This is a genomic window from Streptomyces aureus (assembly GCF_000725495.1).
Classification (GTDB): domain Bacteria; phylum Actinomycetota; class Actinomycetes; order Streptomycetales; family Streptomycetaceae; genus Streptomyces; species Streptomyces aureus_B.
The window spans coordinates 189,804-213,868 of sequence record NZ_KL647041.1; the positions used below are offsets into that span (position 1 = coordinate 189,804).

Below are 24,065 nucleotides of genomic sequence, written 5' to 3' on the forward strand. Positions count from 1 at the left end.
GGGGGGAGGGCGCAGGCTGAGCGGGCCTGGGGGTGGACTCGACCCCGAGTGCCGGTCCACCGGTGGGTGGAGAACCCCTAGGGGGATCTCCGCACCAGGGGTCGGGGAGGGTTCGTCCCGTCGGAGGAGGAGACGGGCCGAAGCCGTTCTTAACCTGGTCTTACGTCGTCGGGAGCGCGTTCGGGTCGTACGGACCGCACCCACGGGGGTGGGGTTTTCCCCAGCAGAAGACGGGGCCGTGCACCAGCGCGTCCCACCCCCTCGCGGCACAAGACTTGAGGACGTGGCCGGGACACCGCGCCGCAACGGCGTGGACCTCGTGGTCCGTCGCACCCGCTCGCAGACTTTCGCAGCCCGGCAGGTCCCCCTGCCGGCCGACTTAGGAGACATACCGTGACATCGGCTGTAAGCATTCCCAGGCACGAGGGCACTGGAGGGCGTACGGCCGTCGCCGCGCGGGCGCGACAGGTCGTCAAGGCGTACGGGTCCGGGGAGACCCGCGTCGTCGCCCTCGACCAGGTCGACGTGGACATCGCGCGGGGCCGGTTCACCGCGATCATGGGCCCCTCCGGGTCCGGCAAGTCCACCCTGATGCACTGCCTCGCCGGGCTCGACACCGTCACCTCCGGCCAGATCTTCCTCGACGAGACCGAGATCACCGGCCTCAAGGACAAGAAGCTGACGCAGCTGCGCCGGGACCGGATCGGCTTCATCTTCCAGGCTTTCAACCTGCTGCCGACGCTCAACGCCCTCGAGAACATCACGCTCCCGATGGACATCGCGGGCCGCAAGCCCGACCGGGCCTGGCTGAACCAGGTCGTGGAGACCGTCGGACTCAAGGACCGCCTCAAGCACCGCCCGACCCAGCTCTCCGGCGGCCAGCAGCAGCGTGTCGCCGTGGCCCGGGCGCTCGCGGCCCGACCCGAGATCATCTTCGGTGACGAGCCGACCGGAAACCTCGACTCCCGGGCCGGCGCCGAGGTGCTGGGCTTCCTGCGGCGCTCGGTGGACGAGCTCGGCCAGACCATCGTGATGGTCACCCACGACCCGGTCGCCGCCTCGTACGCGGACCGCGTGCTGTACCTCGCGGACGGCAGGATCGTCGACGAGATGCACCAGCCGACGGCCGATCAGGTCCTCGACCGCATGAAGGACTTCGACTCCCGCGGGCGGACGTCATGACCGTCCTCAAGACCTCGATGCGCAACTTCTTCGCGCACAAGGGACGCATGGCCCTGTCGGCCGTCGCCGTCCTGCTGTCGGTGGCCTTCGTCTGCGGGACGCTCGTGTTCAGCGACACGATGAACACGACGTTCGACAAGCTGTTCGCGGCGACCTCCTCCGACGTGACCGTGAGCGCCAAGAGCGCCTCGGACACCGGCGAGACGACGTCCGGCAACGGCAAGCCCCCGGTCATGCCCGCCTCCGTCCTCGCCCAGGTGCGGTCCACGCCCGGCGTGAAGTCGGCCGAGGGCGCCGTCTTCTCCAGCGCCGTCACCGTCGTCGACGCGGACAAGGACAGCCTGTCGCCCTCCAGCGGCGCGCCCACCATCGTCGGCAGCTGGAACGCCAACGAGGCCCGCACCATGAAGGTGACCTCCGGCGCGGCGCCCAAGGGCTCCGGCCAGGTGATGGTCGACGCGGACACCGCCGACAAGCACCACCTCAAGCTCGGCGACGAGATCGGCGTGATCAGCGCGGTCGGCACCCACACCGCGAAGATCTCCGGGATCGCCACCTTCACCGTCACCAACCCCGGCGCGGCCATCTTCTACCTGGACACGCCGACCGCCCAGAAGACGCTCGTCGGGCAGAGCGGCGTCTACACCAACGTCAACGTCACCGCCGCGGCCGGCGTCAGCGACGCCCGGCTCAAGCAGGACGTGAAGGCCGCCACCGGCGGCCACTACAAGGTGCAGACCGCCAAGGAGACCGCCGACGCCAACCGCAAGGACGTGGGCAGCTTCCTGGACGTCATGAAGTACGCGATGCTCGGCTTCGCCGGGATCGCCTTCCTGGTCGGCATCTTCCTGATCATCAACACCTTCTCGATGCTGGTCGCCCAGCGCACCCGCGAGATCGGTCTGATGCGGGCCATCGGCTCCAGCCGCAAGCAGGTCAACCGCTCGGTCCTGGTCGAGGCACTGCTCCTCGGCACGTTCGGCTCCGTCCTCGGCGTCGGCGCGGGCATCGGCATCGCCGTCGGCCTGATGAAGCTCATGAGCATGACCGGCATGAACCTGTCCACCGACGATCTGACGGTGGCCTGGACGACGCCGGTGGTCGGCATGGTGCTGGGCATCGTCGTCACGGTCCTGGCGGCCTACCTGCCCGCCCGCCGCGCCGGCAAGGTCTCCCCGATGGCCGCCCTGCGCGACGCCGGCGCTCCCGCCGACGCCAAGGCCGGAGTCGTACGGGCCGTGCTCGGCCTGGCCCTCACCGGAGCCGGAGGCCTCGGCCTCTACCTCGCCGCCGACGCGAGCAAGGCGAGCGAGGGCTCGCTGTGGCTCGGGCTCGGCGTGGTGCTCAGCCTGCTCGGGTTCGTGGTGATCGGCCCGCTGCTCGCGAGCGGTGTGGTGCGCGTCCTCGGCGCGGTCCTGCTGCGGATGTTCGGTCCGGTGGGACGCATGGCCGAGCGCAACGCCCTGCGCAACCCGCGCCGCACCGGCGCCACCGGCGCCGCCCTCATGATCGGCCTCGCGCTGGTCGCCTGCCTGTCGGTCGTCGGCTCCTCCATGGTCGCCTCCGCGACCGACGAGCTCGACAAGACCGTCGGCACCGACTTCATCATCCAGAACGACGGTGGCCAGCAGATCACCCCGCAGGCCGTGCAGGCCGTGAAGAAGACCCCGGGGCTGGCCCGGGTCACCGAGTACCGGATCGCGGAGGCCGACTACACCACCCCCGACGGCAAGACGCTCAAGAACACGGACATCACCGCGGCCGACCCGACGTACGCCACCGACCTGCGGACCAAGACCGTCGCCGGCGACCTGAAGGACGCCTACCGGCCCGACTCGATGTCCGTGCACGACAAGTTCGCCAAGGACCACGGCATCCACCTCGGGTCCAAGATCAAGGTCGCCTTCAAGGGCGGTGCCACCGCGAACCTGACGGTCCGCGCCATCACCAGCAGCGACGCCGTCATCGACAAGGGCTCGAAGTACACCTCCATCGCCACGCTCGCCAAGTACGTGCCGGCCGACAAGATGCCGCTGGACGAGATGGTCTTCGCCTCGGCGAAGGACGGGCAGCAGGACAGCGCGTACAAGGCCCTGAAGTCCTCCCTGCACGACTACCCGCAGTACCAGGTCCGTGACCAGACCGACTACAAGAAGGCCATGAAGGACCAGATCGGGCAGCTCCTGAACCTGATCTACGGCCTGCTGGCCCTCGCGATCATCGTCGCGGTGCTCGGTGTGGTGAACACCCTGGCCCTGTCGGTGGTCGAGCGCACCCGGGAGATCGGCCTCATGCGGGCCATCGGCCTCTCGCGCCGCCAGCTGCGCCGCATGATCCGGATGGAGTCGGTGGTCATCGCCCTCTTCGGCGCGCTGCTCGGCCTCGGCCTGGGCATGGGCTGGGGCGCCACCGCCCAGCAGCTCCTCGCCCTGGAGGGACTGAACGTCCTGGAGATCCCCTGGCCGACCATCATCGCGGTCTTCGTCGGCTCGGCCTTCGTGGGCCTGTTCGCCGCCCTGATCCCGGCGTTCCGGGCGGGCCGGATGAACGTGCTGAACGCGATCGCCACCGACTAGACCAGCCGCCGCCCGCCGCACCCGGCGGACGGTCGGACCGAGCCACCGCGTACGGGGGTTGCGGGGGACGGGCCCGGCCCCGAGGAGTCATTCCTCGGGGCCGGGTCTTTGGCGTGGGAGGGGGCCGGTTTGTGCGGGGAGTGGGTGGGGGCGGGTCCTGGCAGTGGTGCGGGAGGGGAGGGGAGTGGGGGTGGCGGGTGCGGGCCGCGGTGCGTTCGGGCCCGGGGAGTGGGCGGGTCCGTCGTCGTCCTCGATCCGTGGCGCGGGCGGGGCCGGCCCGGTCCCGGGCCTTCGGCGCGTGGGGGCTGGTGGCGGGCCGGGCGCTCGGGCCCCGGGGGCCCGGCCCCCGGTTATGGTCACGCGCGGACAGGCGCGGAGTCGTAGGCTGGATGCCCCCGGCCCGTCCCACGTGTCGGGCGTCTCGCGTTGCCCACTCCCCGGGATGGAAGCCCTTCATGAGCCTGCACGGTCTGCTCGACGCCGTCGTCAAGGACGCCGCCCTCACGGAGGCGGTGAAGGCCGCCGCCGACGGCAACCGGAGGCATGTCGACCTGGTCGGCCCCCCGGCCGCCCGCCCCTTCGCCGTCGCCGCGCTCGCCCGTCAGACCGGCCGCACGGTGCTCGCGGTGACCGCCACCGGCCGTGAGGCCGAGGACCTGGCCGCCGCCCTGCGTTCCCTGCTCCCGCCGGACGGCGTCGCCGAGTACCCCTCGTGGGAGACGCTGCCCCACGAGCGGCTCTCGCCCCGCTCCGACACCGTCGGCCGCCGCCTCGCGGTCCTGCGGCGTCTGGCCCACCCTCGCCCCGACGACCCCGAGACCGGCCCCGTGTCCGTCGTCGTCGCCCCCATCCGCTCGGTCCTGCAGCCGCAGGTCAAGGGCCTGGGCGACCTGGAGCCCGTCGTCCTGCGCACCGGCGTGAGCGCCGATCTCGGGGAGACCGTCGAGGCGCTCGCGGCAGCCGCGTACTCCCGCGTCGAACTCGTCGAGAAGCGCGGCGAGTTCGCCGTCCGCGGCGGCATCCTGGACGTCTTCCCGCCCACCGAGGAGCACCCGCTGCGGGTGGAGTTCTGGGGCGACGACGTCGAGGAGATCCGCTACTTCAAGATCGCCGACCAGCGCTCGCTGGAGGTCGCCGAGCACGGCCTGTGGGCCCCGCCCTGCCGCGAACTGCTGCTCACCGAGGACGTACGGGCCCGGGCCGAGGCCCTCGCCGAGGCCCATCCGGAGCTGGCCGAACTCCTCGGCAAGATCGCCGAGGGCATCGCCGTCGAGGGCATGGAGTCCCTCGCCCCGGTCCTCGTCGACGACATGGAGCTCCTTCTGGACGTCCTGCCCGAGGGCGCGATGACGGTCGTGTGCGACCCCGAGCGGGTACGGACCCGGGCCGCCGACCTCGTCGCCACCTCGCAGGAGTTCCTCCAGGCGTCCTGGGCGGCGACCGCCGGGGGCGGCGAGGCACCCATCGACGTCGGCGCGGCCTCCCTGTGGTCCATCGCGGACGTACGGGACCGGGCGCGCGAGCTGGACATGATGTGGTGGTCGGTGTCGCCGTTCGCCGCCGACGGGGAACTCACCGACTCCTTCGCCGGAGGGGTGGGGGACACCCTCAAGCTGGGCATGCACGCCCCCGAGACCTACCGCGGCGACACCGCCCGCGCCCTCGCCGACACCAAGGGCTGGCTGGCCGACGGCTGGCACACCGTCTTCGTCACCGAGGCGCACGGTCCCGCCGCCCGCACCGTCGAGGTGCTCGGCGGCGAGGGCATCGCCGCCCGCCTGGACACCGACCTCACCGAGATCGGCCCCTCCGTCGTCCACGTGGCCTGCGGCTCCATCGACTACGGCTTCGTCGACCCGGCACTCCGGCTGGCCGTCCTGACCGAGACCGACCTCTCCGGCCAGAAGGCGGCCGGCAAGGACGGCGCCCGGATGCCGGCCCGCCGTCGCAAGACGATCGACCCGCTGACCCTGGAGACCGGCGACTACATCGTGCACGAGCAGCACGGTGTCGGCCGCTACATCGAGATGGTGCAGCGCACCGTCCAGTCCGCGACCCGCGAGTACCTCGTCGTCGAGTACGCCCCCGCCAAGCGAGGCCAGCCCGGGGACCGCCTCTACATCCCCACCGACCAGCTGGAGCAGATCACCAAGTACGTCGGCGGCGAGGCGCCCACGCTGCACCGCCTCGGCGGAGCCGACTGGACCAAGACCAAGGCGCGCGCCAAGAAGGCGGTCAAGGAGATCGCCGCTGACCTCATCAAGCTGTACTCGGCGCGCATGGCGGCCCCCGGCCACGCCTTCGGGGCGGACACGCCCTGGCAGCGCGAGCTGGAGGACGCGTTCCCCTACGCGGAGACCCCCGACCAGCTGACGACGATCGCCGAGGTCAAGGAGGACATGGAGAAGACGGTTCCGATGGACCGTCTGATCTGCGGCGACGTCGGCTACGGCAAGACGGAGATCGCGGTCCGGGCCGCGTTCAAGGCGGTCCAGGACGGCAAGCAGGTCGCGGTCCTGGTCCCGACGACCCTGCTCGTGCAGCAGCACTTCGGCACGTTCTCCGAGCGCTACTCGCAGTTCCCGGTGAACGTCCGTGCCCTGTCCCGCTTCCAGACGGAGACCGAGGCCAAGGCGGTCCTGGAGGGGCTGCGCGACGGAGCGGTCGACCTCGTCATCGGCACCCACCGGCTGTTCTCCTCGGAGACGAAGTTCAAGGACCTCGGCCTGGTCATCGTCGACGAGGAGCAGCGCTTCGGCGTCGAGCACAAGGAGCAGCTGAAGAAGCTCCGCGCCAACGTCGACGTCCTGACGATGTCCGCCACCCCCATCCCCCGTACGCTCGAAATGGCGGTGACGGGCATCCGTGAGATGTCCACGATCACCACCCCGCCGGAGGAGCGGCACCCCGTGCTGACCTTCGTCGGCCCGTACGAGGAGAAGCAGATCGGTGCGGCCATCCGCCGCGAACTGCTGCGCGAGGGCCAGGTCTTCTACATCCACAACCGGGTCGAGTCCATCGACCGGGCGGCCGCCCGCCTCCGCGAGATCGTCCCGGAGGCGCGGATCGCCACGGCCCACGGCCAGATGTCGGAGCAGGCGCTGGAGCAGGTGGTCGTCGACTTCTGGGAGAAGAAGTTCGACGTGCTGGTCTCCACGACGATCGTCGAGTCGGGCATCGACATCTCGAACGCCAACACGCTGATCGTGGAGCGCGGCGACAACTTCGGCCTGTCGCAGCTGCACCAGCTGCGCGGCCGGGTCGGCCGCGGCCGGGAACGCGGCTACGCCTACTTCCTGTACCCGCCGGAGAAGCCCCTCACGGAGACGGCCCACGAACGCCTCGCGACGATCGCCCAGCACACCGAGATGGGCGCGGGCATGTACGTGGCGATGAAGGACCTGGAGATCCGCGGTGCGGGCAACCTGCTCGGCGGCGAGCAGTCGGGCCACATCGCGGGCGTCGGCTTCGACCTGTACGTGCGCATGGTGGGCGAGGCGGTCGCGGACTACCGCGCCTCCCTGGAGGGCGGTGTGGAGGAGGAGCCGCCGCTGGAGGTCAAGATCGAGCTTCCGGTCGACGCGCACGTCCCGCACGAGTACGCGCCGGGCGAGCGGCTGCGCCTCCAGGCGTACCGGTCCATCGCCTCCGCGAACACGGAGGAGGACGTCAAGGCGGTCCGCGAGGAACTCGTCGACCGCTACGGCAAGCTTCCGGAGCCGGTCGAGAACCTGCTCCTGGTGGCGGGGCTGCGGATGCTGGCGCGTGCCTGCGGGGTCGGTGAGATCGTCCTCCAGGGCAACAACGTCCGCTTCGCGCCGGTGGAGTTGAGGGAGTCCCAGGAGCTGCGCCTCAAGCGCCTGTACCCGGGCACCGTCATCAAGCCGACGGCCCACCAGATTCTGGTCCCGCGCCCGAAGACCGCGAAGGTCGGCGGAAGGCCGCTGGTGGGACGCGAACTGCTGGGCTGGACGGGGGAGTTCCTGGCTTCGGTGCTGGGGTCCTAGCGCGGGGCGCCTTGGCGCTGGGAGCCGGGGTGCGGGCGCCGCAGCGCAGGGTGCGGGCGCCGGATGTCGGACCTCGGACGTCGGACGCCGCAGCGCAGGGTGCGGACGCGGGGCGCTGCGCCTCGCCTGGTGCGCGGCGCCTGGTGCGTGGTGTGGTGGGGAGCCGGGCCGCCGGATGGTGCGGCGGCCCGGCTCCCCTCGCGCGTTCGGGAGGGGCCGGTCAGGGCTCCTGGGGGCGGAACAGCATGCCCGTCAGGGCGTGGAAGGCCTCGTCGGGGTCCTGGTCGCCCAGCGGGCCGTCCAGGTTGTGGCTGATCACGAGGGTCGCGAAGCCGTGGGCGAGGGACCAGGCCGCGATGCCCGCGAGGCGGGTGTCGGCGCCCCGGCCCTCCGCGGGGAGCGCTGACACCGCGGCCCGAAGCCGTGCTCCGGCGAGCGTCCGGGCCGTCGTCAGCTCCAGGTCGTCCGAGCGGAGCAGTTCCGGGGCGAACATGACCTGGAAGTGGGCGGGGTGCTCGCGCGCGAAGCGCACGTAGCGGACGCCCGCTTCGCGCAGGTCCCCGGCGTCGTCGAGCGCGGTGGCCAGCAGGCCGAAGCCCTCCGCCGCGATGGCCGTGAGCAGACCGACGCGGTCCTTGAAGTGATGGGCCGGGGCGGCGTGCGAGACGCCCGCACGGCGGGCCAGGTCGCGCAGGCTCACGGCGGCGGGTCCCTCGGCGGCGATGACGTCGAGGGCGGCGCCGAGGATCGCGCGGCGCAGATCGCCGTGGTGGTACGGGCGGGCCGGGGTGCCGGTCTTCTCGGGGGCGGGAGCGCCGGCCTTGGCGGGAGCCGGGCCGCCGGTTTCGGCGGGAGCCGGACGGTCGGCCTTCTCGGAAGCGCCTTTGCCGGTCCGTACGGGAGCGGGGCTGTCGGCTTTCTCGGAAACCGGTCCGTCGGTCCGTGCGGGAGCCGGGTCGCCGGTCTTCTCGGGAGCCGCACCGTCGGCCTTGGCGGGAGCCGGGTCGGCCTTCGCGGGTTGCATGACAGCAGCCTACGCCGAATCTAGTCGTTGACAAGTTCGGGCGACTGGGGCAATCTTGTCAGTGTCAAGTTGTGGAGCGTGTCGATACGTGACGAGGGGTGGAGTCATGTCCGGGAACGTGAGCGGGACGAGCGGGACCGTCGAGGCGGCGGACGTCGATCTCGGGAAGGTGCGCCAGCTCTGGCATCTGCTGGAGCCCCTGCATGCCGTGCTGTACTACGCGCCGGAGGCCTTCGAGGAGGCGGCCGCGCTCGGGTACGGAATCGAGGAGCGCTGGCCCAGCTACTTCCCCTGTCGCGCGGCGCCACTGGGTGCGGCCGGCGGCAGGCGGGTGGCCTCGGCCTTCCACAGCTTCAGCCCGCGCATGGTGGACGAACACATCGGCACGGCCTGGCGGACGGCGAGTCCGGGGCAGGTGCTCGCGGCGCGGGAGCGGGCCGTGGACCGGGCCTACCGCGCGATCCTCGGCGACCGGATCGACAGTCCCGAGCTGGCCGAGGCGGCGACCCTGGCCCGCAGGGCCGCCGAGGCGGCGGACACCGCCGGCCGTCAGCTCGCCGCGGCCAACGCGGAGTTGCCCTGGCCCGAGGCCCAGCACCTCCGGCTCTGGCACGCGGCGACGATCCTGCGCGAGCACCGCGGGGACGGCCATATCGCCGCGCTGCTGGTCGAGGGGCTGGACCCGGTCGAATCGCTGGTGTCCTTCGCGGCGATAGGCGCGGCCTCCGTGGAGCGTTTCGAGAGCCGCGGCTGGACCCCCGGGGAGTGGGCCGCAGCCGGGGACCGCCTGGCCGCGCGGGGGCTGATCGGCGCCGACGGCACCGCCACGGAGGCCGGACGGGAACTGCGGCGCCGGGTCGAGGAGCACACCGACCGTCTGGCCGCGGCCCCCTGGCGGGCGCTCGGCCCGGACGCGACGGGCCGCCTCGCCGATCTGCTCGGCGAGTTCTGGGTCGCGGTACTGGGCTCGGGACTGCTCCCGTCGGAGACGACCCTGGGGATCGGGAAGGTCTGAAACGGGTCGGCGGTGCGGCCTCGTCCGGAGGGTCGGGCGCGAAGCCGGGGATGTGCGGTCCGGCGGAATGTGGGGGCACCCGGCGGAATGCGGGCGAGGTGTGGGGCGGGGCGACAGCCGCGGCCCCACCCGGCGGGCATGCCGTGGTGGGGCTCGAGGGGGTGATTTTCCGAATCTCTCCGGTTACGACTGTGGGGGCCGGTCGCGATTACGGTCCATGCCCATCGCGCCCTCGGCCTTCTGCTGTGCTTCGTCGACCTTGTCCGTGTACTTGTCGCCGGTCCTCTGGTTGACCTGCTTCTCAGCGGCATCGGACATGTCAGCTGCCTTGTCCTGCGCCGCCTTGTTGTGCTTGAACTTGTCGAAGATGCCCATCCAGAGCTCCTTCCGGGGTGACTCACGACCGACGATACGCCCGGCGTGCGCCTCTTGCCCATTGATGCCCGGTATGGCAGGGGCATGGCGCCCATTACCTTGGGCAGACGGGAATCACGTCCGATCGGGACGGGTCCGGGGAGGCGAAGGGGAGGGGCGTCGTGCTGCGTGTGAGGGGTGGGGCGGCTGCCGCCGCGCTGGTGGTGCTGGTCATGGGTGCCGGACTCAGCGGCTGCAAGAAGGACGCGCTGGGCTCGGAGGGGCCGCAGGAGACGGCCGCCGGCGGTGGCGGCGGGCCCGCGCTCTCCGCCGTGGACTCGCTGGCCGTGAAGGGGCGCGCGCCCAAGACCGGGTACAGCAGGGAGCGGTTCGGCACGGCCTGGGCGGACACCGACGCCAACCGGTGCGACACCCGCGACGACATCCTCAAGCGGGACCTGAAGAACGTGAAGTTCAGCGACGGCAAGTGCAGGGTGTCCGGCGGTGTCCTCGAACCCGACCCCTACGGCGGCAAGGACGTCACGTTCGTCCGCGGGCGCAGCCTGGTCGACATCGATCACCTCGTCGCGCTCTCCGACGCCTGGCAGACGGGTGCCAAGTACTGGGACGCGAGCAAGCGGATAGCGCTGGCCAACGACCCGCTCAACCTCCGGGCCGTCGGCGCGAGCGCCAACCGCAGCAAGGGCGACGGAGACACCGCGACCTGGCTCCCGCCGAACAAGGCGTACCGCTGCACGTACGTGGCCGCGCAGGTGGCGGTGAAGAAGAAGTACGGACTCTGGGTCACCGGTGCCGAGAAGGCCGCGATGAAGAAGGTCCTGGGCAGTTGCCCCGGCCAGAAGCTCCCGTCGGGCGGCAACCCGACCCAGGCGCCGGGCAGGTTCCACGCGAAGTGACAGGAGCGGACCCCAAGGCCGGTGCGCCGACGGGTCCGCGCCCATCGGGCGAACACCGGGTTCCGGGGGCCATGTGCCAAGTGGCCGAGGCGCGCGGGGCGTTGTTCTGCCCGGTGGGTCCGCCGCCGTTCGGGCGCCGGGCCCCGATGACCGCCCGGCCCCTCAGCCCAGCTGCTCCGCGGCCGTGGCGTACGCCGCCGCCTGCTTCGGGGTGAGGTAGCGGGAGACGCGTACGAGGACCGAGCCGCGGACGTAGTCGTACTCGGTCAGGGCCGGTGAGGACTTGGCGATGTCGCGGATGTACACGGCGCGCGCCTCGGCGTCCGACGCGCTCGCGAACGCCTCGACCGCGCCACCGCGTTCGACGGCTCCCGGGTCCGCGCCCGTCACCTGGGACGCCTGCACCCAGCTGTCCGAGAAGGTGACCTTGGACGTGTACTCGCCCGGGCGGCCGAGCAGATGGTTCGGGTCGTTCTCCGCCGTGACGGTTCCGGTGAGCGTCGCCGTCCGCACCCGCGCGGACATGACCCGGAACGCGTCTCGCGCGGTGACCGGGCCGGCCGCGCGGGTGCTCGCCTTCGCGGGTTCGTGCGCGTCGGCCGATGTCTTCGCGGGCGCGTTCCCGCATGCGGTCAGGAGGGTCAGGAGCGCGACGACGGGCGCGACGGCCGAGGCGGCGGCAGAGGTGGTTCTGTACATGTCCGCGATGCTGGTGCCCAGAGGACCGTGGTGTGCCTGTGTGGCCGAGCTGTTACGGAGTGTTCCCATGGGCGAGTGTGCGTTCGAGCCGGGTCGCGGGAGGGGCGCCGCCCGGAGCCGAGGTCATCGGCGTCAGCCCATCGCCAGCAGCCGGCGGGACACCGTGCGGAGTTCGTCGTCGCCGTGCTTCAGGCCCGTGCGCGGGGAGTCCGGCATGAGGCGTTCCGGGGAGGACGCGTAGGAGCGCAGGGCGGGGTGGAGTTCCTTCGGCGAACAGCCCACCGCCGCCAGGGCCTTCAGTGCGTTCAGGCCGACCCCGGTGGTGTCGGCCAGGGCGGTGAGGGCGGGGACCGCGCGGTCCGGGGAACCGGTGATCCAGAGGTGTGCCTCGGCGGCGCCCTCGCGCGTCGCGCGGCCGCCCCTCTCCAGCAGGAACTCGACAAGGGGCAGCAGCGGAGCGGCGTACGCGCCCATCGGCTCTAGATCGATCAGGTGGTGGTAGGGCTGGCTGCCTCCGGACGACAGCACGTCCTGGTAGGTGAGCAGTGCCGCCTCCGGGTCACCGGTCAGCCGGAAGTGGGCCACGGCCGCGACCGTCCTCGGCAGGGCTCTGCCGCTGCGCGTGGCGTCGAGCAGCAGGCCGGTGATCTCCGGGGTGTTCTCGCCGTCGACGCCGAGCCGGCGGGCGGCGGCGACGGCCGCGCGGCCGGTCCTGAGGCAGTCGACCACTTCGGGCAGGGCCGCGCGGGCCGCCGCGCCGAGCGGCGCCAGGGCCTGGATCAGGGCCGTGCCGTCGCCGGCGCCCGCGGCCAGCTTGCGGCGGATCAGCGGGACGAGCCGGTCACCCGCCTCGGGGAAGCACCGGGCCGCCGCCGCGATCAGGCGGGCGGCGGGCCGGCTCAGCACCAGGTCCAGAGCACGGGGGTCGCGCGCGTTCACCAGGGCGTGGAGCGCGTGTTCGGCCGTCTTGTCGTCGGCGGTGGTGGCGTACCGGTGGAGTCCGTCCCGGAGGGTCGCGTCCAGCTCGGGCAGGCACTCGACCCAGTAGGCGATCGTACGGAGCAGGGAGGCCGGCTGGCTCGTGTGCGGCAGCGCGGCCAGCGACAGCTCCAGGACCTCACGTTCGCGGTCGCGCCACTTCTCGGCGACCTTTCCGGCCAGCCGGGAGCCGCGGGAGCCGATGTCCCCGGCCGCTATCCAGCGGGACGCCACGCCGAGGCCGGCGTCCGGGTCCCCGGCGAGCAGGGCGGTGATCCGCTGCTCCTGGGTGGCGGTGCCCGACCACGGGTGGTCGTCCTCGCCGAAGTCGGGTTCGGCACCGTCCTCGGTGAAGACCGCGACGAGTTCGGCCGCGTACGGGGGTCCGGACCGTTCGGCGGCCAGCTGGGCGGCGGCGAGCCGCACCTGAGGCAGCGGGCTGTCCAGGGACTCCGGCGCCCGACCGAACCGGTCCAGGAGCACCAGCGCGTCCGCCCGTACCGCCGGGACGGGGTCGTCGGCGTACAGCGCCTCCACCCGCTCGACGACCAGGCTCCGCAGCTCGTCCCGGACCAGGTCGGCCACGGCCGCCACGGTCCGGAGCGCGGCCCTGCGCACCCCACGGTCGGGATCCCCGAGGCAGGGCAGCAACTCCGGCAGCACGGCTCGGAGTTCCGCGCGGAGTTCCGCGAAGGCCGCGGCGCTGCCGATTCGGGGCCGGCGCGGCGGTGCGAGGGCGCCGGGGTCGTGGCCGGCGAGGACCGCGAGCAGCACCAGCACCTTGTCCCGCCTGCCCGGCGCGTGCAGGGCGGCGTGCGCGAGGAAGGGGACGGCGGGGCCCGACGCCCGGCTGATCGCGCCCTGGTGGTGGAGGTAGTCGAACAGATCGTGGAGCGCCTCGTCGGCGGCTTCCTCGTCGTCCCCGTAGAGCACCCTGATCAGCTTCGGTACGTCCTCGGCGGGGCCGAGGGCGTTGCCCAGCCGGGACCACCGGACGTCGTCCAGCTCGGCCGGAGATCTCATGCGCACGCTCCTCCGCTGATCGGCTGCGCCGACCCTACCGACCGCCTCCGACAACGCCCGAGGGGCCAGGACGCGGACGCTTCGCGCGTCGGTCACCTGTAGATCTTGCCGGGCTCCGCCTTGGCCGGAGCGAGCAGTTGGGAGACGGTCACGAAGGTGTAGCCCTGTTCGCTGAGCGTCTTCAGGATGGAAGGCATGGCCGGCACGGTGCCCTTGTGCAGCGGGTGGAGCAGGATGATCCCGTCGCGGCCGGCGCCCGCGAGCACGCGCCTGGTGATGAGCGCGGTGTCGTCCGTCTCGTAGTCCTTCGCGGTCACCGTCCATAACACCTGCGCCATCCCCAGTTCTTTCGAGACCTTGGAGACGCGGTCGTCGGTGCGGCCCTGGGGCGGGCGCATCAGCGTCGGCTCAGTGCCGGTGATGCCGGCGACGGCACGTGCCGTGCGGCGCAGCTCGTCACGGATCTGTGCATCGGAGACATCGGTCAGCACCGCGTGCGTCCAGGTGTGGTCGCCGATCTCGTGGCCTTCCTCGGCGATCCGTCGCACCACATCCGGGAACTTGTGGATGCGTCGGCCCTCGAGGAAGAACGTCGACGGCGCCCCGTACTCCCTCAGGATGTCCATCAGCCGGTCGGTGGGTTCGCCCGGATTTCCGTCGAAGGTGAGCGCAATGCACTTGGCCTTCCGGCAGTCCGCCTGCCCCTTGGGGACGCTCGCTCCGGACGCGGCCCGGTCACGTTCCTCGCGCGGGGAGAGCGTCGGCATCCTGTTCGCCTGGATGACCATGACGACAGTTGCTGTCACGGCCGCCACGACGGCCAGGGTCAGGAGTATGAGTAGGCGAGGTCGCCTCTTCAAGATCTTCATCCCGAAGAGAAGAGTTCAGCGCCGGAAAGGTTGTCCCGCGGCCTCGATAGTGAGGCACGGCACGTGTGTGCAGCGCATTCACGTGATCTGCGGCGCCACCTCGGCCGCGACGCACAAGAGCACTTGCTCTAGTCACGCAGGGCGGCTATCAGCGCACCGAGCTGGCGCGGCCCGGTGGCGAGGACGGTCTCCGGCTCGTCGCTCTCGCGGAGGAGGATCGTTCCGGTGGGGGTGGTGGCGACGTAGACGCAGTCCGAACCATCCGGGCTGAACGAGGACTTCTGCCAGGCGTACGGGGTTATGGGGGGCACCGCTCACAGGCTCCGGAGGATGTCGTTGACGAGGTCGCGGGTGGGGGCGGGCTTGAGCGCGACGGTTTCCATGCGGTCGAGGATAGTTCGGTACTTCTCCAACTGGGCTTGTGCGTCGAGGAAGTCGCAGCCGTGGTGGGTGTCCAGCTGCACGGTGTCGAGGTGCGGATCGGAGCCGTGCACGTAGTTGATCGACTGCCCGTTTCCGGGGAAGCCGCCGCAGGCGTAGGGGATCACCCGGAGCGTGATGTGGTCCTCCTCGCTGAGTGTGAGCAGGTGGGCCAACTGGGCCCGGGAGGTGGCCGTCCCGCCGTACCGGATACGCAGGGCCGCCTCGTGGAGCAGCGCGGTGTACGGCGGGGGACTGGTGCGGTGCAGGACGGTCTGACGCTTGATGCGGTGCGAGAGCCGGTGCTCGATCTCGTAGGCGCGGAAGGCGGGGACGGCTTCTCGAAGCATGGCCCGCGTGTGATCGGGAGTCTGCAGCAGGGCCGGAATGTGGATGGTGAGCGACACCCTCAACTCGGACGAGTGGTGCTCGAGTTCGGCGAGGTCGACCAGATCCGCGGGAAGCTGGTCCCGGTACTCGTCCCACCATCCGCGGGTGCGTCGGCCGGTCATCGACGTGAGGGCGTCGAGCAGGGATTCGTTTGCGCAGTCGTAGGTACGCGCGATGGCGCGGACGCGGTCCGCGCCGACCGGGTAGCGGCCTGCCTCGATCATGCTCAGCCGCGACTGCTGCAAGCCGAGGCTGCTCGCCGCCTCGGTGGAGGTGAGGCCGGCGTTCTCGCGGAGTTTGCGCAGTTCGATGCCGAGACGGCGTTGCCGCAGGGTCGGGGTGTTGGTGGGCGGCACTGCCGTTCCTCTCGTCGCACGACGGATCGGCTGCGGTCCCTCGCACGAGTGAATCCGCCTGGATTATCACTGGGAAGGTAGCAGGGCTATCACTATTGGCCCTACGGTCATGGAGTCCGAGTCGCTCAACTCGCCCCGCCCATAAGCCGGAAGTGCCCCGCACCCCCGTACGACGTCATGCGCGCAGCGGCGTACCCCCCGCGGCATGCCACCGCCCGGCCGGGCCGGTAGAGCGAACCCGAATACCCCCACCGCAGGAGGCGTTCATGGTCACCGTATCCCCGCAGAAGTCCGATGCGTCCCCCTCTTGGGCGTACGCCCTCCAGCTTCCGTACGATCCGCTCGCGCCCCGCGTCGCCCGGGTCACCCTCAGGACGGTTCTCCGCGGGCACGGGATGTCCGGCATCGTCGACGCCGCCGAACTGCTCGCCTCGGAGCTCGTCACCAACGCCTACCGGCACTCCGGCGGGCCCGCGACGCTGCGGCTCCGGGCCCTCGGCTGGAGCCGGCTGCGGATCAGCGTCTGGGACACCGACCCGCACATCCCGCCCCCGTTCGACCGGCGGTACGGCGTGCTCGGTCCCGTGCCGGCCGGTGCGGCCGGCGGGCGCGGCCTCTTCCTCGTGCGTCACTACGCGGACGCCTGGGGCGGCCACCCGCTCGGCGACGACCTGTTCGGCCGGAACGGCAAGGTGCTGTGGTGCGAGCTGGGGCCGCCGCCCGCGGCGACCCCGGCCGGCCGCGTCAGCGCGTGACCGGCAGCGCCCCCGCGAAGACATGGCCGTCCGCGCGGGTCTGGACCGGGAAGTCGACCTTCAGCGTGCCCTCCTGGCCCTCGACGCTCAGGTGGGTGACCGTCTTCAGGCCGAGGAACGCCTTCCTGGCCGCGGTCGCGGTGACGTACGGGCGGGCCATGTTCATCAGCAGCTTGCCCGGCCTGCCGCCCTGGTTGGCGTCGAAGAACAGGATCCGCTGGTTCGTCAGGACGACGTAGGCCGCGCGCGGCCGGACCGTCGCCATCACCATGCCCAGGGTGAGCACGGCGACCACGATCGTGGTCAGCGCCTGCTTGCGCACCGAGACCGTGCCGATGGAGGCGAGGCTGGTGAGTTCGACCTGCTCGCCCGGGAGGAGCAAGGGGGCGGTGGTCTCCAGCAGTTGTCTGTTGCGGCGGGCGCTCATGGCCATGGAGGGACTCCTGATGACGGGTGGGGACGAGCGGGGCGTCGGGTCCGGTCGCGCCGGCCGCCGTCATGGCCGCCTTCGGTCCCCCGCCCGTCGGTCCTGGCCCGACTCCCCTCACTTGCCCGAGGAGTGTTTCAAGCCAGGGAAAGGCCGAACGGTCACTTCCCGCAAGACGACATCAAGTTCGGCCCATGGGAAAGTCAAGATCATTCATGGGGAGGTCAAGCAGAAGCCTGTATGCAGCATTTGAGTTTTCTGTCCCCTCGGGTGCCTCCGGCCTCGGCGGAAATCGCACCTGATCCTCGGCCTACCATCCGCTCCATGCCGACCGACGCCACCCTTTTGCCACCCGACTTCGAGCTCGCCTCCGCCTACCCCGAGACGGGCTGGCTGCGGCAGGCCGCCGAAGCACGGGACTGGGCGGCGATCCGGACGTACTTCGACAAGCTGCCCTACGAGACCGACCGGTCCGTCCTGATCCGCGCGGTCGCCGACGTGCCCGGCGTCGAGGACTTCCTGCGGGAGGTCGTCGCCGCCGTACCCGACGACGTACTGGCCCTGACGATGCTCGGAAGCCGGGAAGTGGCGATCGGCTGGTCGATCCGCACGGCCGCGCGGGCCGAGCACGTCAGCCGGGACCAGTTCCGGCAGATGCACGAACACCTGCGGGTGGGCGAACAGGCGCTGATCCGTGCGACGGCCCTGGACCCGTCCTTCCACTCGGCCTGGGCCGAGCGCCTGAACACGGCCCGGGGCCTCCAGCTCGGGCAGAACGAGGCCCGGCGCAGGTACGACCGGCTGGCCGCCCATCATCCGCACCACTTCACCGGCCAGGCCCGGCTCCTCCAGCAGCTGTGCCCGAAATGGGGCGGAAGCTGGGAGGCGGCGCACGGCTTCGCCCGCGCGTGCCTGCTCTCGGCGCCCGCGGGGGCGCTGAGCGGGGGACTGGTGGCCGAGGCGCACATGGAGCACTGGCTCGACCTGCCCGCGGACGGCAACGCGCGCGCCGCGTACCTGCGGCAGCCCCACGTCCACGCCGAGGTCGTCGAGGCCGCCGAACGGTCCGTCCTGCACCCGGACCACCGGCCGGGCTACGGCTGGGTCAGCGTGCAGGGCGAGTTCGCCGCCTTCTTCTCACTCGTCGGGGACACCGCCCGGGCGGCCCCGCACTTCCGCGCGCTCGGCAATCTGGCCTCCGAGTACCCGTGGGGCTATCTCGGCGACGCCAGGGAGCAGTACGTACGCCACCGCGCCGCCGCCCTCGGCCGCTCCGGAAGGGGCTGAGCCGATGCCGGACACGGCGGCCACGGGCACACACACGGACACGGACAGCGGCAGACGCACGGGCAGCGACAGAGACAGAGACGGACGATGAGCCAGGCCATCCATCACACCGAGACCGACGGCATACCGACCCTCTTCGCGTACGCCACCGGGCCCGTGCGGGCCGGACTCGTCTTCCGCGTCGGTGTCGCCGACGAGACCCTCGCCGGGGCGGGGATCACGCATCTCGTCGAGCATCTGGCACTGCACCGCCAGGGTCTGGCGGACTATCACTTCAACGGGGCGACCAAGGCGGCGTTCACCCACTTCCATGTGGAGGGCGCCGAGCACGAGGTCGTCGCCTACCTGCACGGCGTGTGCGCCTCCCTCGCCGACCTGCCCATGGAGCGGCTGGAGACCGAGAAGGAGATCCTGCGGACCGAGGAGGCCCGGCGCGAGACGGGCCGGCTCCCGCTGTGGCGGTACGGGGCACAGGGCTACGGCCTGAGCAGCTATCCCGAGTGGGGCGTGCGGCAGGCGCGGCCGGAGGACGTACGGCGCTGGGCGCAGACGTGGTTCACCCGGGACAACGCCGTGCTGTGGGTCGCGGGGGAGCGGCTGCCCGCCGGGCTCTCGCTGACACTGCCCGGCGGCCGGCGCCGTCCGATGCCGCAGGTCACCTCCGCCCTTCCGGCCGCTCCCGCCTACTTCTCCGACGGCACGGGCGGAGTCCTGCTCGACGCCGTCGTCGCCGACACCACCGCCGCCCGGCTGTACGCGGGCGTCCTGGAGCGCGAGCTCTCCCGCTCGCTGCGCCAGGAGGGCGGCTACTCGTACACGGCGGCGAGCGACTACGCCCCCCGGCGGGACGGCTTCGCGACCGTCACCGCCTTCGCGGACGCCCTGCCCGCCAAGCAGGACGCGGTCCTCGGCGGATTCGTCGACGTCCTCGCCGGGCTCCGGGCCGGCCGGATCGCCCAGGCCGACCTCGACGCCGTACGCGGACGCAGCGACGCGACGCTGACCGCGCCCGACGCGGCCGTACGACGGCTGCCCGGCGCGGCCGAGGACCTGCTCGCCCACCGGCGGCCACGCACGCTCGACGAACTGCGCGGCGAACTGTGGGCGGTGACCCCGGGGCAGGTGCACGCCGTCGCGCTGGAGGCCGAAGGGACCGCGCTGCTCCAGGCGCCCGCGGGACACACGGCCGACTGGGCCGGCTACACGGCCGCTCCCACCAAGTCGTCGTACGCCGTAACGGGCAAGCGGTTCGCGTCCGTCCGCAAGGACGGGACGGCCCTGGTCGTCGGCTCGGAGGGAGTGAGCCTCACGGCGGGCGGCGACGCGGTCACCGTTCCCTACCGCGCCTGCGCGGCCGTGCTGAGCTTCCCCGACGGCGGACGCCGGCTCATCGGCACCGACGGGATCTGCGTGGAGGTGGAGCCCGGGGAGTACGGGATCGACGCGCACACCATGGCGACGATCGACGCGGCGCTGCCCGCGGGCACGGCCGTGCAGCTGCCGCCCAGACAGCGGCGGCCCGAGCCCGTCGCCCGGGAGAGCGCGGGCCCGGGCGAGGGCCGAGGTCCCGGGTCCGCCGCCGGCCGCCGGCCGGACGAGCGGACGCGGCGGACCGTGGGCCAGAAGGCCGTCCTCGTCATCTTCGGGACCCTCGCCGGGCTCTGGTCGCTGCTGGCCCTGATGTACACCGTCTTCGGCTTCTCCGACCCGGAGACCACCACGGGGGAGTGGGCGGCGCTCGCCCTCTTCCTGTGGTGCGTCGGCGGGCTGCTGGCCTGGCCCGCCGTCAGGGTCGCGCGCGGCACCCGGAAGGGATGAGAGCCCGCGGGCGACGGCCCCGGGCGTCAGCGCAGGTACGGGTTGCCGGGCGTCTGGGCGGCCCCCCAGGGGTCGCCGGGCAGCCGGCCCGCGCCGGTGCGCGGCGTGGGCTTGTCGAACAGCGGGCCCACCAGCAGCCACACGGCGATGCCCAGGGTGGCGATGGCGACGAGGCCCAGGGCCGCGTTCCCCTTGTCGGCCGGGACGTTCGCCAACGACACCGACCCCACCTCGTACAGCGCGAACGCGATGAACGCGCCCCAGTCGGACCCCCGTCCGCGGCGGATCGCCACGTAGAGGAACGGCAGCCAGACCAGCAGACCGACCGATCCGACCGCCACGACCGCCCACACCAGCCGCTGGAACCAGCCGGCTTCCAAGCGCTTGTCCATCACACCCCCGATGACCCCATGTACCCCCCGGGAGCATCCCCGGGTTCCCGAGGAAGACCACCCGGGGGCGTCATGGTCCCATTCGACGGCTCACGCGTGCGCGTGTTCGTCCTTCAGGGAGGTCACGATCCGGGTGGCCAGCTTCTTCGCGGTGGCCGCGCCGTTGTCGTGGCCGTCCGTGGACATGACCGTGACGACGTCCGTGCCGGACTGCGCGGCGATCAGGGTCGAGCCGTTCTGCCAGGCGCTGTCGGTCAGCGTGATGGTGTAGGCCGCGTCGCCGAGACCGGTGGTGTCGGCACCGGTGACCTTGACCTTGGTGTGCGTGTCGGAGTCCGTGTAGGACGCGCAGGCGGCGACGGCCTTCTTCAGGCCGGCCATCACCTTCGCCGCCGTCGTGCCGCGGAAGGTGTCGATCTCCTGGGCGATGTCCTCGGACGTGTCCTTGCTGACGTAGTCGTTCTGGGCGAAGGAGACGCCCGAGTCGCCGGTGATCGCTATCCAGCTGGTGCCGCCGAGCAGGGTGCAGTCGGGCTTCGCCGCGGGGGCGGCGCTCTGTTCGGTGTACGTGGTGCCCGAGTCCCGCTCGCCCTTCGGGTCGACCGCGAAGCCGGAGGCGAAGAAGGAGGCGGGCGCGAGTGCCTTCTTGAGCTGCGCGCCGGTCAGCAGGCCGGCGTCGGGGTCCTTGGACGGCTTGCTCGCCGTGGCGGAGGAGGACGAGGTGCCGGTCGCCGAGGAACAGGCCGTCAGGGCCAGCGGGAGCACGGCCGCGGCGAGAAGTGTCCTGGCCGCGCGGGAGGGATGACGCATCTGGATCTGTCCTTCGAAGGTGAGGTGGGAACGGGCCGGACGCCCGTTCGTGCGGTGCTTTCGGTTGCGGGAGCGGCGGCGGCGGTGCCGCGGGGCCGGGTGTGCGGCGGCGGTGCTGCCGGGCCGGGTGTGCGGCGGCCGGTCAGCCGGTCTTCTTCCAGTCCGTGCAGCCGGACGTCCTGAAGTAGGTGTCCTTCGCGCCGATCGTGACGACGGCCGTGCCGGTGACGTCGCCTCGCGCGATGCGCGGGTCCGCGCCGGGGCCGGTGTCCCCGGTGCGTTCCCAGTGGCAGGAGCCGTCGGTGTTGCCGGTGGTGCGATAGGTACCGGGGGCGATGTCCCGGTGGACCCGGAAGACGCCGGTCCCCGCGAACGCGGCCTTCGCCCGCTCGTCCCCGCCGGCGTGTTCCCGGGGGCCGGGCCGGGGAGCCGCGGACGCCGAGGAGCCTCCGCCTCCGCCTCCGCCGTCACCCGCGCGGCCGTGGCCGTCGGCGTTCGCCGAGACGACACCGATGACGACGAGGCCCACGGTGGCACTCAGTGCGGCCCTGCCGATCATGCCCACGACTCTTCCCCTCCCGCGAACGCCCCGACGGCGGCCGCTCTTTGGCTGGGTCCATCACAGCAGAGCCTGTGAATCGAGTCAACACGGTTCACATACTCAGTTGAGTGCACGGTGTGAACGGGCGAATCGTGGCTGCGTCGGTATGCTCGACGCCACACAGGCACGGGTGCCGACAAGAGGAGCGGGGCGAGTGCAGGACAACGCGACCGAGGTGACCGCCGCCGGAATCGCACGGCTGGCCGGCGTCGGCCGTGCGGCCGTGAGCAACTGGCGCCGTCGGCACGCCGACTTCCCCAAGCCCGTCGGAGGCACCGAGACCAGCCCGTCGTTCGCCCTCGCCGAGGTCGAGGCATGGCTCCGCCGGCAGGGGAAACTCGCCGAAGTGCCCCTGCGGGAACGCGTCTGGCAGCACCTCGTCGGCCACCCGGAAGGTCCCGCCACCGCACTCGCCCACGCCGGCCGTGTGCTGCTGCTCGTCCAGGACCGGCCGACGGCCTGGCGGGAAGCGAGCGCAGGCTCCGACGAGCGCCTCGCCGCCCTGCTGCCGACCGCGCTGGAACAGACGGACACCCCGCCGTTCGACCGGACGCCCCGGCTGCTCGCCTCCGTTCCCCTCCTCCGCGGCGTGGCCGAACTCGCCGCCGAGTCGGGTGCCCCCCAGACCTTCGAGTTCCTGCTCGGGCGCCACCTCGACGCCAACCCGCGCCAGTACACGCCCACCCCCGCCGAACTCGCCCGCCTCATGGCCGAGGTGGCCGGACCCGCCCGCGCCGTCCTCGACCCGGCCTGCGGCACCGGAGCCCTGCTGCTCGCCTGCGACGTCCGCCCGGGCCAGGAGTTCCACGCCCAGGACAGCGCCCCCGAGCTCGCCGTGCTCACCGCGCTGCGGCTCGCCCTGCACGGGAGGGCCACCGTGAGCGCGGCCACCGGCGACACCCTGCGCGCCGACGCGTTTGCGCACCTGCGCGCCGACGCCGTCCTGTGCCACCCCCCGTTCAACGAACGCAACTGGGGCCATGACGAACTGGCCTACGACCCCCGCTGGGAGTACGGCTTCCCGGCCCGTGCCGAGTCCGAACTGGCCTGGGTGCAGCACGCGTTGGCCCGGCTGCGGGACGGCGGCACCGCCGTCCTGCTCATGCCGCCCGCCACCGCCTCCCGCCGCTCCGGCCGCCGCATCCGCGCCGACCTGCTGCGCCGCGGCGCGCTGCGGGCCGTCGTCGCGCTGCCGGTCGGCGCCGCGGCCCCGTACAACATCCCCCTGCACCTGTGGGTGCTGCGCCGGCCGGAGAAGGCGCCCGGCCGGCCCGAGGTACTGCTCGCCGACGCCGGGCAGTTCGCCGGCGAGGGGCGCGGCGGTCCGGACTGGGGCGCCGTCAGGGACGTCGTGCTCGACGCCTGGCGGGCCCACGACCGGGACGGCACGATCCAGGAGCGGCCCGGTCTGGCGCGCTCCCTGCCCGTCATCGAACTCCTCGACGACGACGTCGACCTCGCCCCGGCCCGTCACCTCCCGCCCCCGGCGGCGGTCGACGGCGCCGAGCAGCTCGCGGCCGTGCGCGCGTGCCTCGACGGGACGCTGCGCCTGACCGCCGGTCTCACCCCCGCTCCCGCCGTCACGGCGCAGCCCGGCCGCTGGACGTTCACCACCGTCGGCGAACTCGCCCGCGGCAGCGCCCTGGTGATGCGTACGGGCGGGAACGGCGGCCCTACGCGGGCACCCGTCCTCACCGACCACGACGTGCTCGCCGGCACCGGTCCCACCGGGACCCTGCCCGAGAGCGACGAGGAGGCCGTGCTGACGGAGACGGGCGACGTGGTCGTGCCGGTGCTCGGCGGCGGCTCGGTGGTCCGGGTGGTCGACGGCACGACGGCCGGCGCCGTCCTCGGACGCAACCTCGTCCTGCTGCGTCCCGATCCCGCGGCGCTCGACCCGTGGTTCCTCGCCGGGTTCCTGCGGGGCTCCGCCAACAACCGCCAGGCCAGCAGCTACGCATCCACCGCCACCCGCCTCGACGTGCGCCGGCTGCAACTGCCCCGGCTCCCGCTGGACGAACAGCGGCGCTACGGCGCCCGTTTCCACGCGCTCGACGAGTTCGAGCGAGCGCTGCGGCACGCGGGCAGGCTGGGCGACCTGTTCGTGCGCGGCATGTACGACGGTCTGACGGACGGGACCGTGCCCCCGGGCTGAGCCCCGCGCG

The 24,065-nt window shown here is 72.3% G+C and carries 20 protein-coding genes; 9 read left to right on the top strand and 11 right to left on the bottom strand.

Annotated features, from left to right (window positions below; all coding sequences use genetic code 11):
- Window positions 1-393: 393 nt before the first annotated feature.
- The 3 genes from IO36_RS40590 (at window position 394) to mfd (ending at window position 7,765) form a co-directional block, all read left to right on the top strand.
- Window positions 394-1,182, top strand: coding sequence for an ABC transporter ATP-binding protein (locus IO36_RS40590; RefSeq protein ID WP_037628177.1), 789 nt, complete (start codon window positions 394-396; stop codon window positions 1,180-1,182).
- Window positions 1,179-3,758: an ABC transporter permease gene (locus IO36_RS40595; protein WP_037628178.1), complete on the top strand. Its 2,580-nt coding sequence runs from the start codon at window positions 1,179-1,181 to the stop codon at window positions 3,756-3,758. The genes IO36_RS40590 and IO36_RS40595 overlap by 4 nt, the downstream gene beginning before the upstream one ends.
- A 455-nt stretch (window positions 3,759-4,213) precedes the next feature.
- Window positions 4,214-7,765: a transcription-repair coupling factor gene (gene mfd / locus IO36_RS40600; RefSeq protein WP_037628179.1), complete on the top strand. Its 3,552-nt coding sequence runs from the start codon at window positions 4,214-4,216 to the stop codon at window positions 7,763-7,765.
- 220 nt (window positions 7,766-7,985) lie between these two features.
- Here mfd and IO36_RS40605 read toward each other — a convergent pair whose 3' ends face one another.
- Entirely contained in the window at window positions 7,986-8,525 is a 540-nt protein-coding gene (locus tag IO36_RS40605) for a TetR/AcrR family transcriptional regulator (RefSeq protein WP_037628317.1), read from the bottom strand.
- Window positions 8,526-8,895: 370 nt separating this feature from the next.
- Here IO36_RS40605 and IO36_RS40610 point away from each other — a divergent pair, with 370 nt between their 5' ends.
- Window positions 8,896-9,804, top strand: coding sequence for an SCO6745 family protein (locus IO36_RS40610; protein WP_037628180.1), 909 nt, complete (start codon window positions 8,896-8,898; stop codon window positions 9,802-9,804).
- 183 nt (window positions 9,805-9,987) lie between these two features.
- Here the strand turns inward: IO36_RS40610 and IO36_RS40615 are convergent, their stop codons facing one another.
- Window positions 9,988-10,179 carry an antitoxin gene (locus tag IO36_RS40615; RefSeq protein WP_037628181.1) on the bottom strand — a complete coding sequence of 64 codons (192 nt, stop codon included), beginning with the start codon at window positions 10,177-10,179 and terminating at the stop codon, window positions 9,988-9,990.
- Window positions 10,180-10,340: 161 nt separating this feature from the next.
- Between IO36_RS40615 and IO36_RS40620 the strand changes: the two genes are divergently transcribed.
- Window positions 10,341-11,075, top strand: a complete 735-nt coding sequence (locus IO36_RS40620) for an HNH endonuclease family protein (protein WP_037628182.1) — start codon at window positions 10,341-10,343, stop codon at window positions 11,073-11,075.
- A gap of 162 nt (window positions 11,076-11,237) precedes the next feature.
- Here the strand turns inward: IO36_RS40620 and IO36_RS40625 are convergent, their stop codons facing one another.
- The 5 genes from IO36_RS40625 to IO36_RS40645 form a co-directional block, all read right to left on the bottom strand.
- Complete coding sequence (locus IO36_RS40625) at window positions 11,238-11,774, bottom strand: hypothetical protein (RefSeq protein ID WP_037628318.1); 537 nt, start codon at window positions 11,772-11,774, stop codon at window positions 11,238-11,240.
- 132 nt (window positions 11,775-11,906) lie between these two features.
- Window positions 11,907-13,775 carry a hypothetical protein gene (locus IO36_RS40630; RefSeq protein ID WP_037628183.1) on the bottom strand — a complete coding sequence of 623 codons (1,869 nt, stop codon included), beginning with the start codon at window positions 13,773-13,775 and terminating at the stop codon, window positions 11,907-11,909.
- Between the two features lie 92 nt (window positions 13,776-13,867).
- On the bottom strand, window positions 13,868-14,644 hold the full coding sequence (locus tag IO36_RS40635; RefSeq protein WP_037628184.1) for a polysaccharide deacetylase family protein: 777 nt from the start codon (window positions 14,642-14,644) through the stop codon (window positions 13,868-13,870).
- 128 nt (window positions 14,645-14,772) lie between these two features.
- The gene (locus IO36_RS40640; RefSeq protein ID WP_037628185.1) at window positions 14,773-14,955 is read right to left on the bottom strand and encodes a DUF397 domain-containing protein; all 183 of its coding nucleotides are present in this window, start codon (window positions 14,953-14,955) and stop codon (window positions 14,773-14,775) included.
- A 3-nt stretch (window positions 14,956-14,958) separates the two neighbouring features.
- Window positions 14,959-15,810 (bottom strand): helix-turn-helix domain-containing protein, encoded by an 852-nt coding sequence (locus IO36_RS40645; protein ID WP_037628186.1) that lies wholly within the window; start codon window positions 15,808-15,810, stop codon window positions 14,959-14,961.
- A gap of 266 nt (window positions 15,811-16,076) precedes the next feature.
- Here IO36_RS40645 and IO36_RS40650 point away from each other — a divergent pair, with 266 nt between their 5' ends.
- On the top strand, window positions 16,077-16,565 hold the full coding sequence (locus IO36_RS40650; RefSeq protein ID WP_037628187.1) for an ATP-binding protein: 489 nt from the start codon (window positions 16,077-16,079) through the stop codon (window positions 16,563-16,565).
- On the opposite strand, the gene IO36_RS40655 is transcribed toward IO36_RS40650, so the two are convergent.
- On the bottom strand, window positions 16,555-16,998 hold the full coding sequence (locus IO36_RS40655; RefSeq protein ID WP_037628188.1) for a hypothetical protein: 444 nt from the start codon (window positions 16,996-16,998) through the stop codon (window positions 16,555-16,557). The two genes, IO36_RS40650 and IO36_RS40655, sit on opposite strands and share 11 nt — an antisense overlap.
- Window positions 16,999-17,316: 318 nt before the next feature.
- On the opposite strand from IO36_RS40655, the gene IO36_RS40660 reads away from it, so the two are divergent.
- Window positions 17,317-18,279 carry a hypothetical protein gene (locus IO36_RS40660; protein ID WP_051901323.1) on the top strand — a complete coding sequence of 321 codons (963 nt, stop codon included), beginning with the start codon at window positions 17,317-17,319 and terminating at the stop codon, window positions 18,277-18,279.
- Between the two features lie 87 nt (window positions 18,280-18,366).
- Complete coding sequence (locus IO36_RS40665; protein WP_037628189.1) at window positions 18,367-20,097, top strand: peptidase M16 family protein; 1,731 nt, start codon at window positions 18,367-18,369, stop codon at window positions 20,095-20,097.
- A gap of 26 nt (window positions 20,098-20,123) precedes the next feature.
- Here the strand turns inward: IO36_RS40665 and IO36_RS40670 are convergent, their stop codons facing one another.
- The 3 genes from IO36_RS40670 to IO36_RS40680 form a co-directional block, all read right to left on the bottom strand.
- Window positions 20,124-20,489, bottom strand: a complete 366-nt coding sequence (locus IO36_RS40670; RefSeq protein WP_037628320.1) for a hypothetical protein — start codon at window positions 20,487-20,489, stop codon at window positions 20,124-20,126.
- Window positions 20,490-20,579: 90 nt separating this feature from the next.
- Window positions 20,580-21,299 (bottom strand): hypothetical protein, encoded by a 720-nt coding sequence (locus IO36_RS40675; protein ID WP_037628190.1) that lies wholly within the window; start codon window positions 21,297-21,299, stop codon window positions 20,580-20,582.
- A gap of 142 nt (window positions 21,300-21,441) precedes the next feature.
- On the bottom strand, window positions 21,442-21,858 hold the full coding sequence (locus IO36_RS40680; protein ID WP_158997767.1) for a hypothetical protein: 417 nt from the start codon (window positions 21,856-21,858) through the stop codon (window positions 21,442-21,444).
- 196 nt (window positions 21,859-22,054) lie between these two features.
- Here IO36_RS40680 and IO36_RS40685 point away from each other — a divergent pair, with 196 nt between their 5' ends.
- Window positions 22,055-24,055: an N-6 DNA methylase gene (locus tag IO36_RS40685; RefSeq protein ID WP_037628192.1), complete on the top strand. Its 2,001-nt coding sequence runs from the start codon at window positions 22,055-22,057 to the stop codon at window positions 24,053-24,055.
- Window positions 24,056-24,065: the final 10 nt, after the last annotated feature.

Bases quoted from the DNA above. Each gene is read 5' to 3' on its own strand.
- IO36_RS40655 (WP_037628188.1), bottom strand. From the start codon at position 16,998: ATGGCCATGAGCGCCCGCCGCAACAGACAACTGCTGGAGACCACCGCC.
- IO36_RS40635 (WP_037628184.1), bottom strand. From the start codon at position 14,644: ATGAAGATCTTGAAGAGGCGACCTCGCCTACTCATACTCCTGACCCTG.
- IO36_RS40675 (WP_037628190.1), bottom strand. From the start codon at position 21,299: ATGCGTCATCCCTCCCGCGCGGCCAGGACACTTCTCGCCGCGGCCGTG.
- IO36_RS40615 (WP_037628181.1), bottom strand. From the start codon at position 10,179: ATGGGCATCTTCGACAAGTTCAAGCACAACAAGGCGGCGCAGGACAAG.
- IO36_RS40625 (WP_037628318.1), bottom strand. From the start codon at position 11,774: ATGTACAGAACCACCTCTGCCGCCGCCTCGGCCGTCGCGCCCGTCGTC.
- IO36_RS40660 (WP_051901323.1), top strand. From the start codon at position 17,317: ATGCCGACCGACGCCACCCTTTTGCCACCCGACTTCGAGCTCGCCTCC.
- IO36_RS40680 (WP_158997767.1), bottom strand. From the start codon at position 21,858: ATGATCGGCAGGGCCGCACTGAGTGCCACCGTGGGCCTCGTCGTCATC.
- IO36_RS40595 (WP_037628178.1), top strand. From the start codon at position 1,179: ATGACCGTCCTCAAGACCTCGATGCGCAACTTCTTCGCGCACAAGGGA.
- IO36_RS40665 (WP_037628189.1), top strand. From the start codon at position 18,367: ATGAGCCAGGCCATCCATCACACCGAGACCGACGGCATACCGACCCTC.
- mfd (WP_037628179.1), top strand. From the start codon at position 4,214: ATGAGCCTGCACGGTCTGCTCGACGCCGTCGTCAAGGACGCCGCCCTC.
- IO36_RS40650 (WP_037628187.1), top strand. From the start codon at position 16,077: ATGGTCACCGTATCCCCGCAGAAGTCCGATGCGTCCCCCTCTTGGGCG.
- IO36_RS40670 (WP_037628320.1), bottom strand. From the start codon at position 20,489: ATGGACAAGCGCTTGGAAGCCGGCTGGTTCCAGCGGCTGGTGTGGGCG.
- IO36_RS40610 (WP_037628180.1), top strand. From the start codon at position 8,896: ATGTCCGGGAACGTGAGCGGGACGAGCGGGACCGTCGAGGCGGCGGAC.
- IO36_RS40630 (WP_037628183.1), bottom strand. From the start codon at position 13,775: ATGAGATCTCCGGCCGAGCTGGACGACGTCCGGTGGTCCCGGCTGGGC.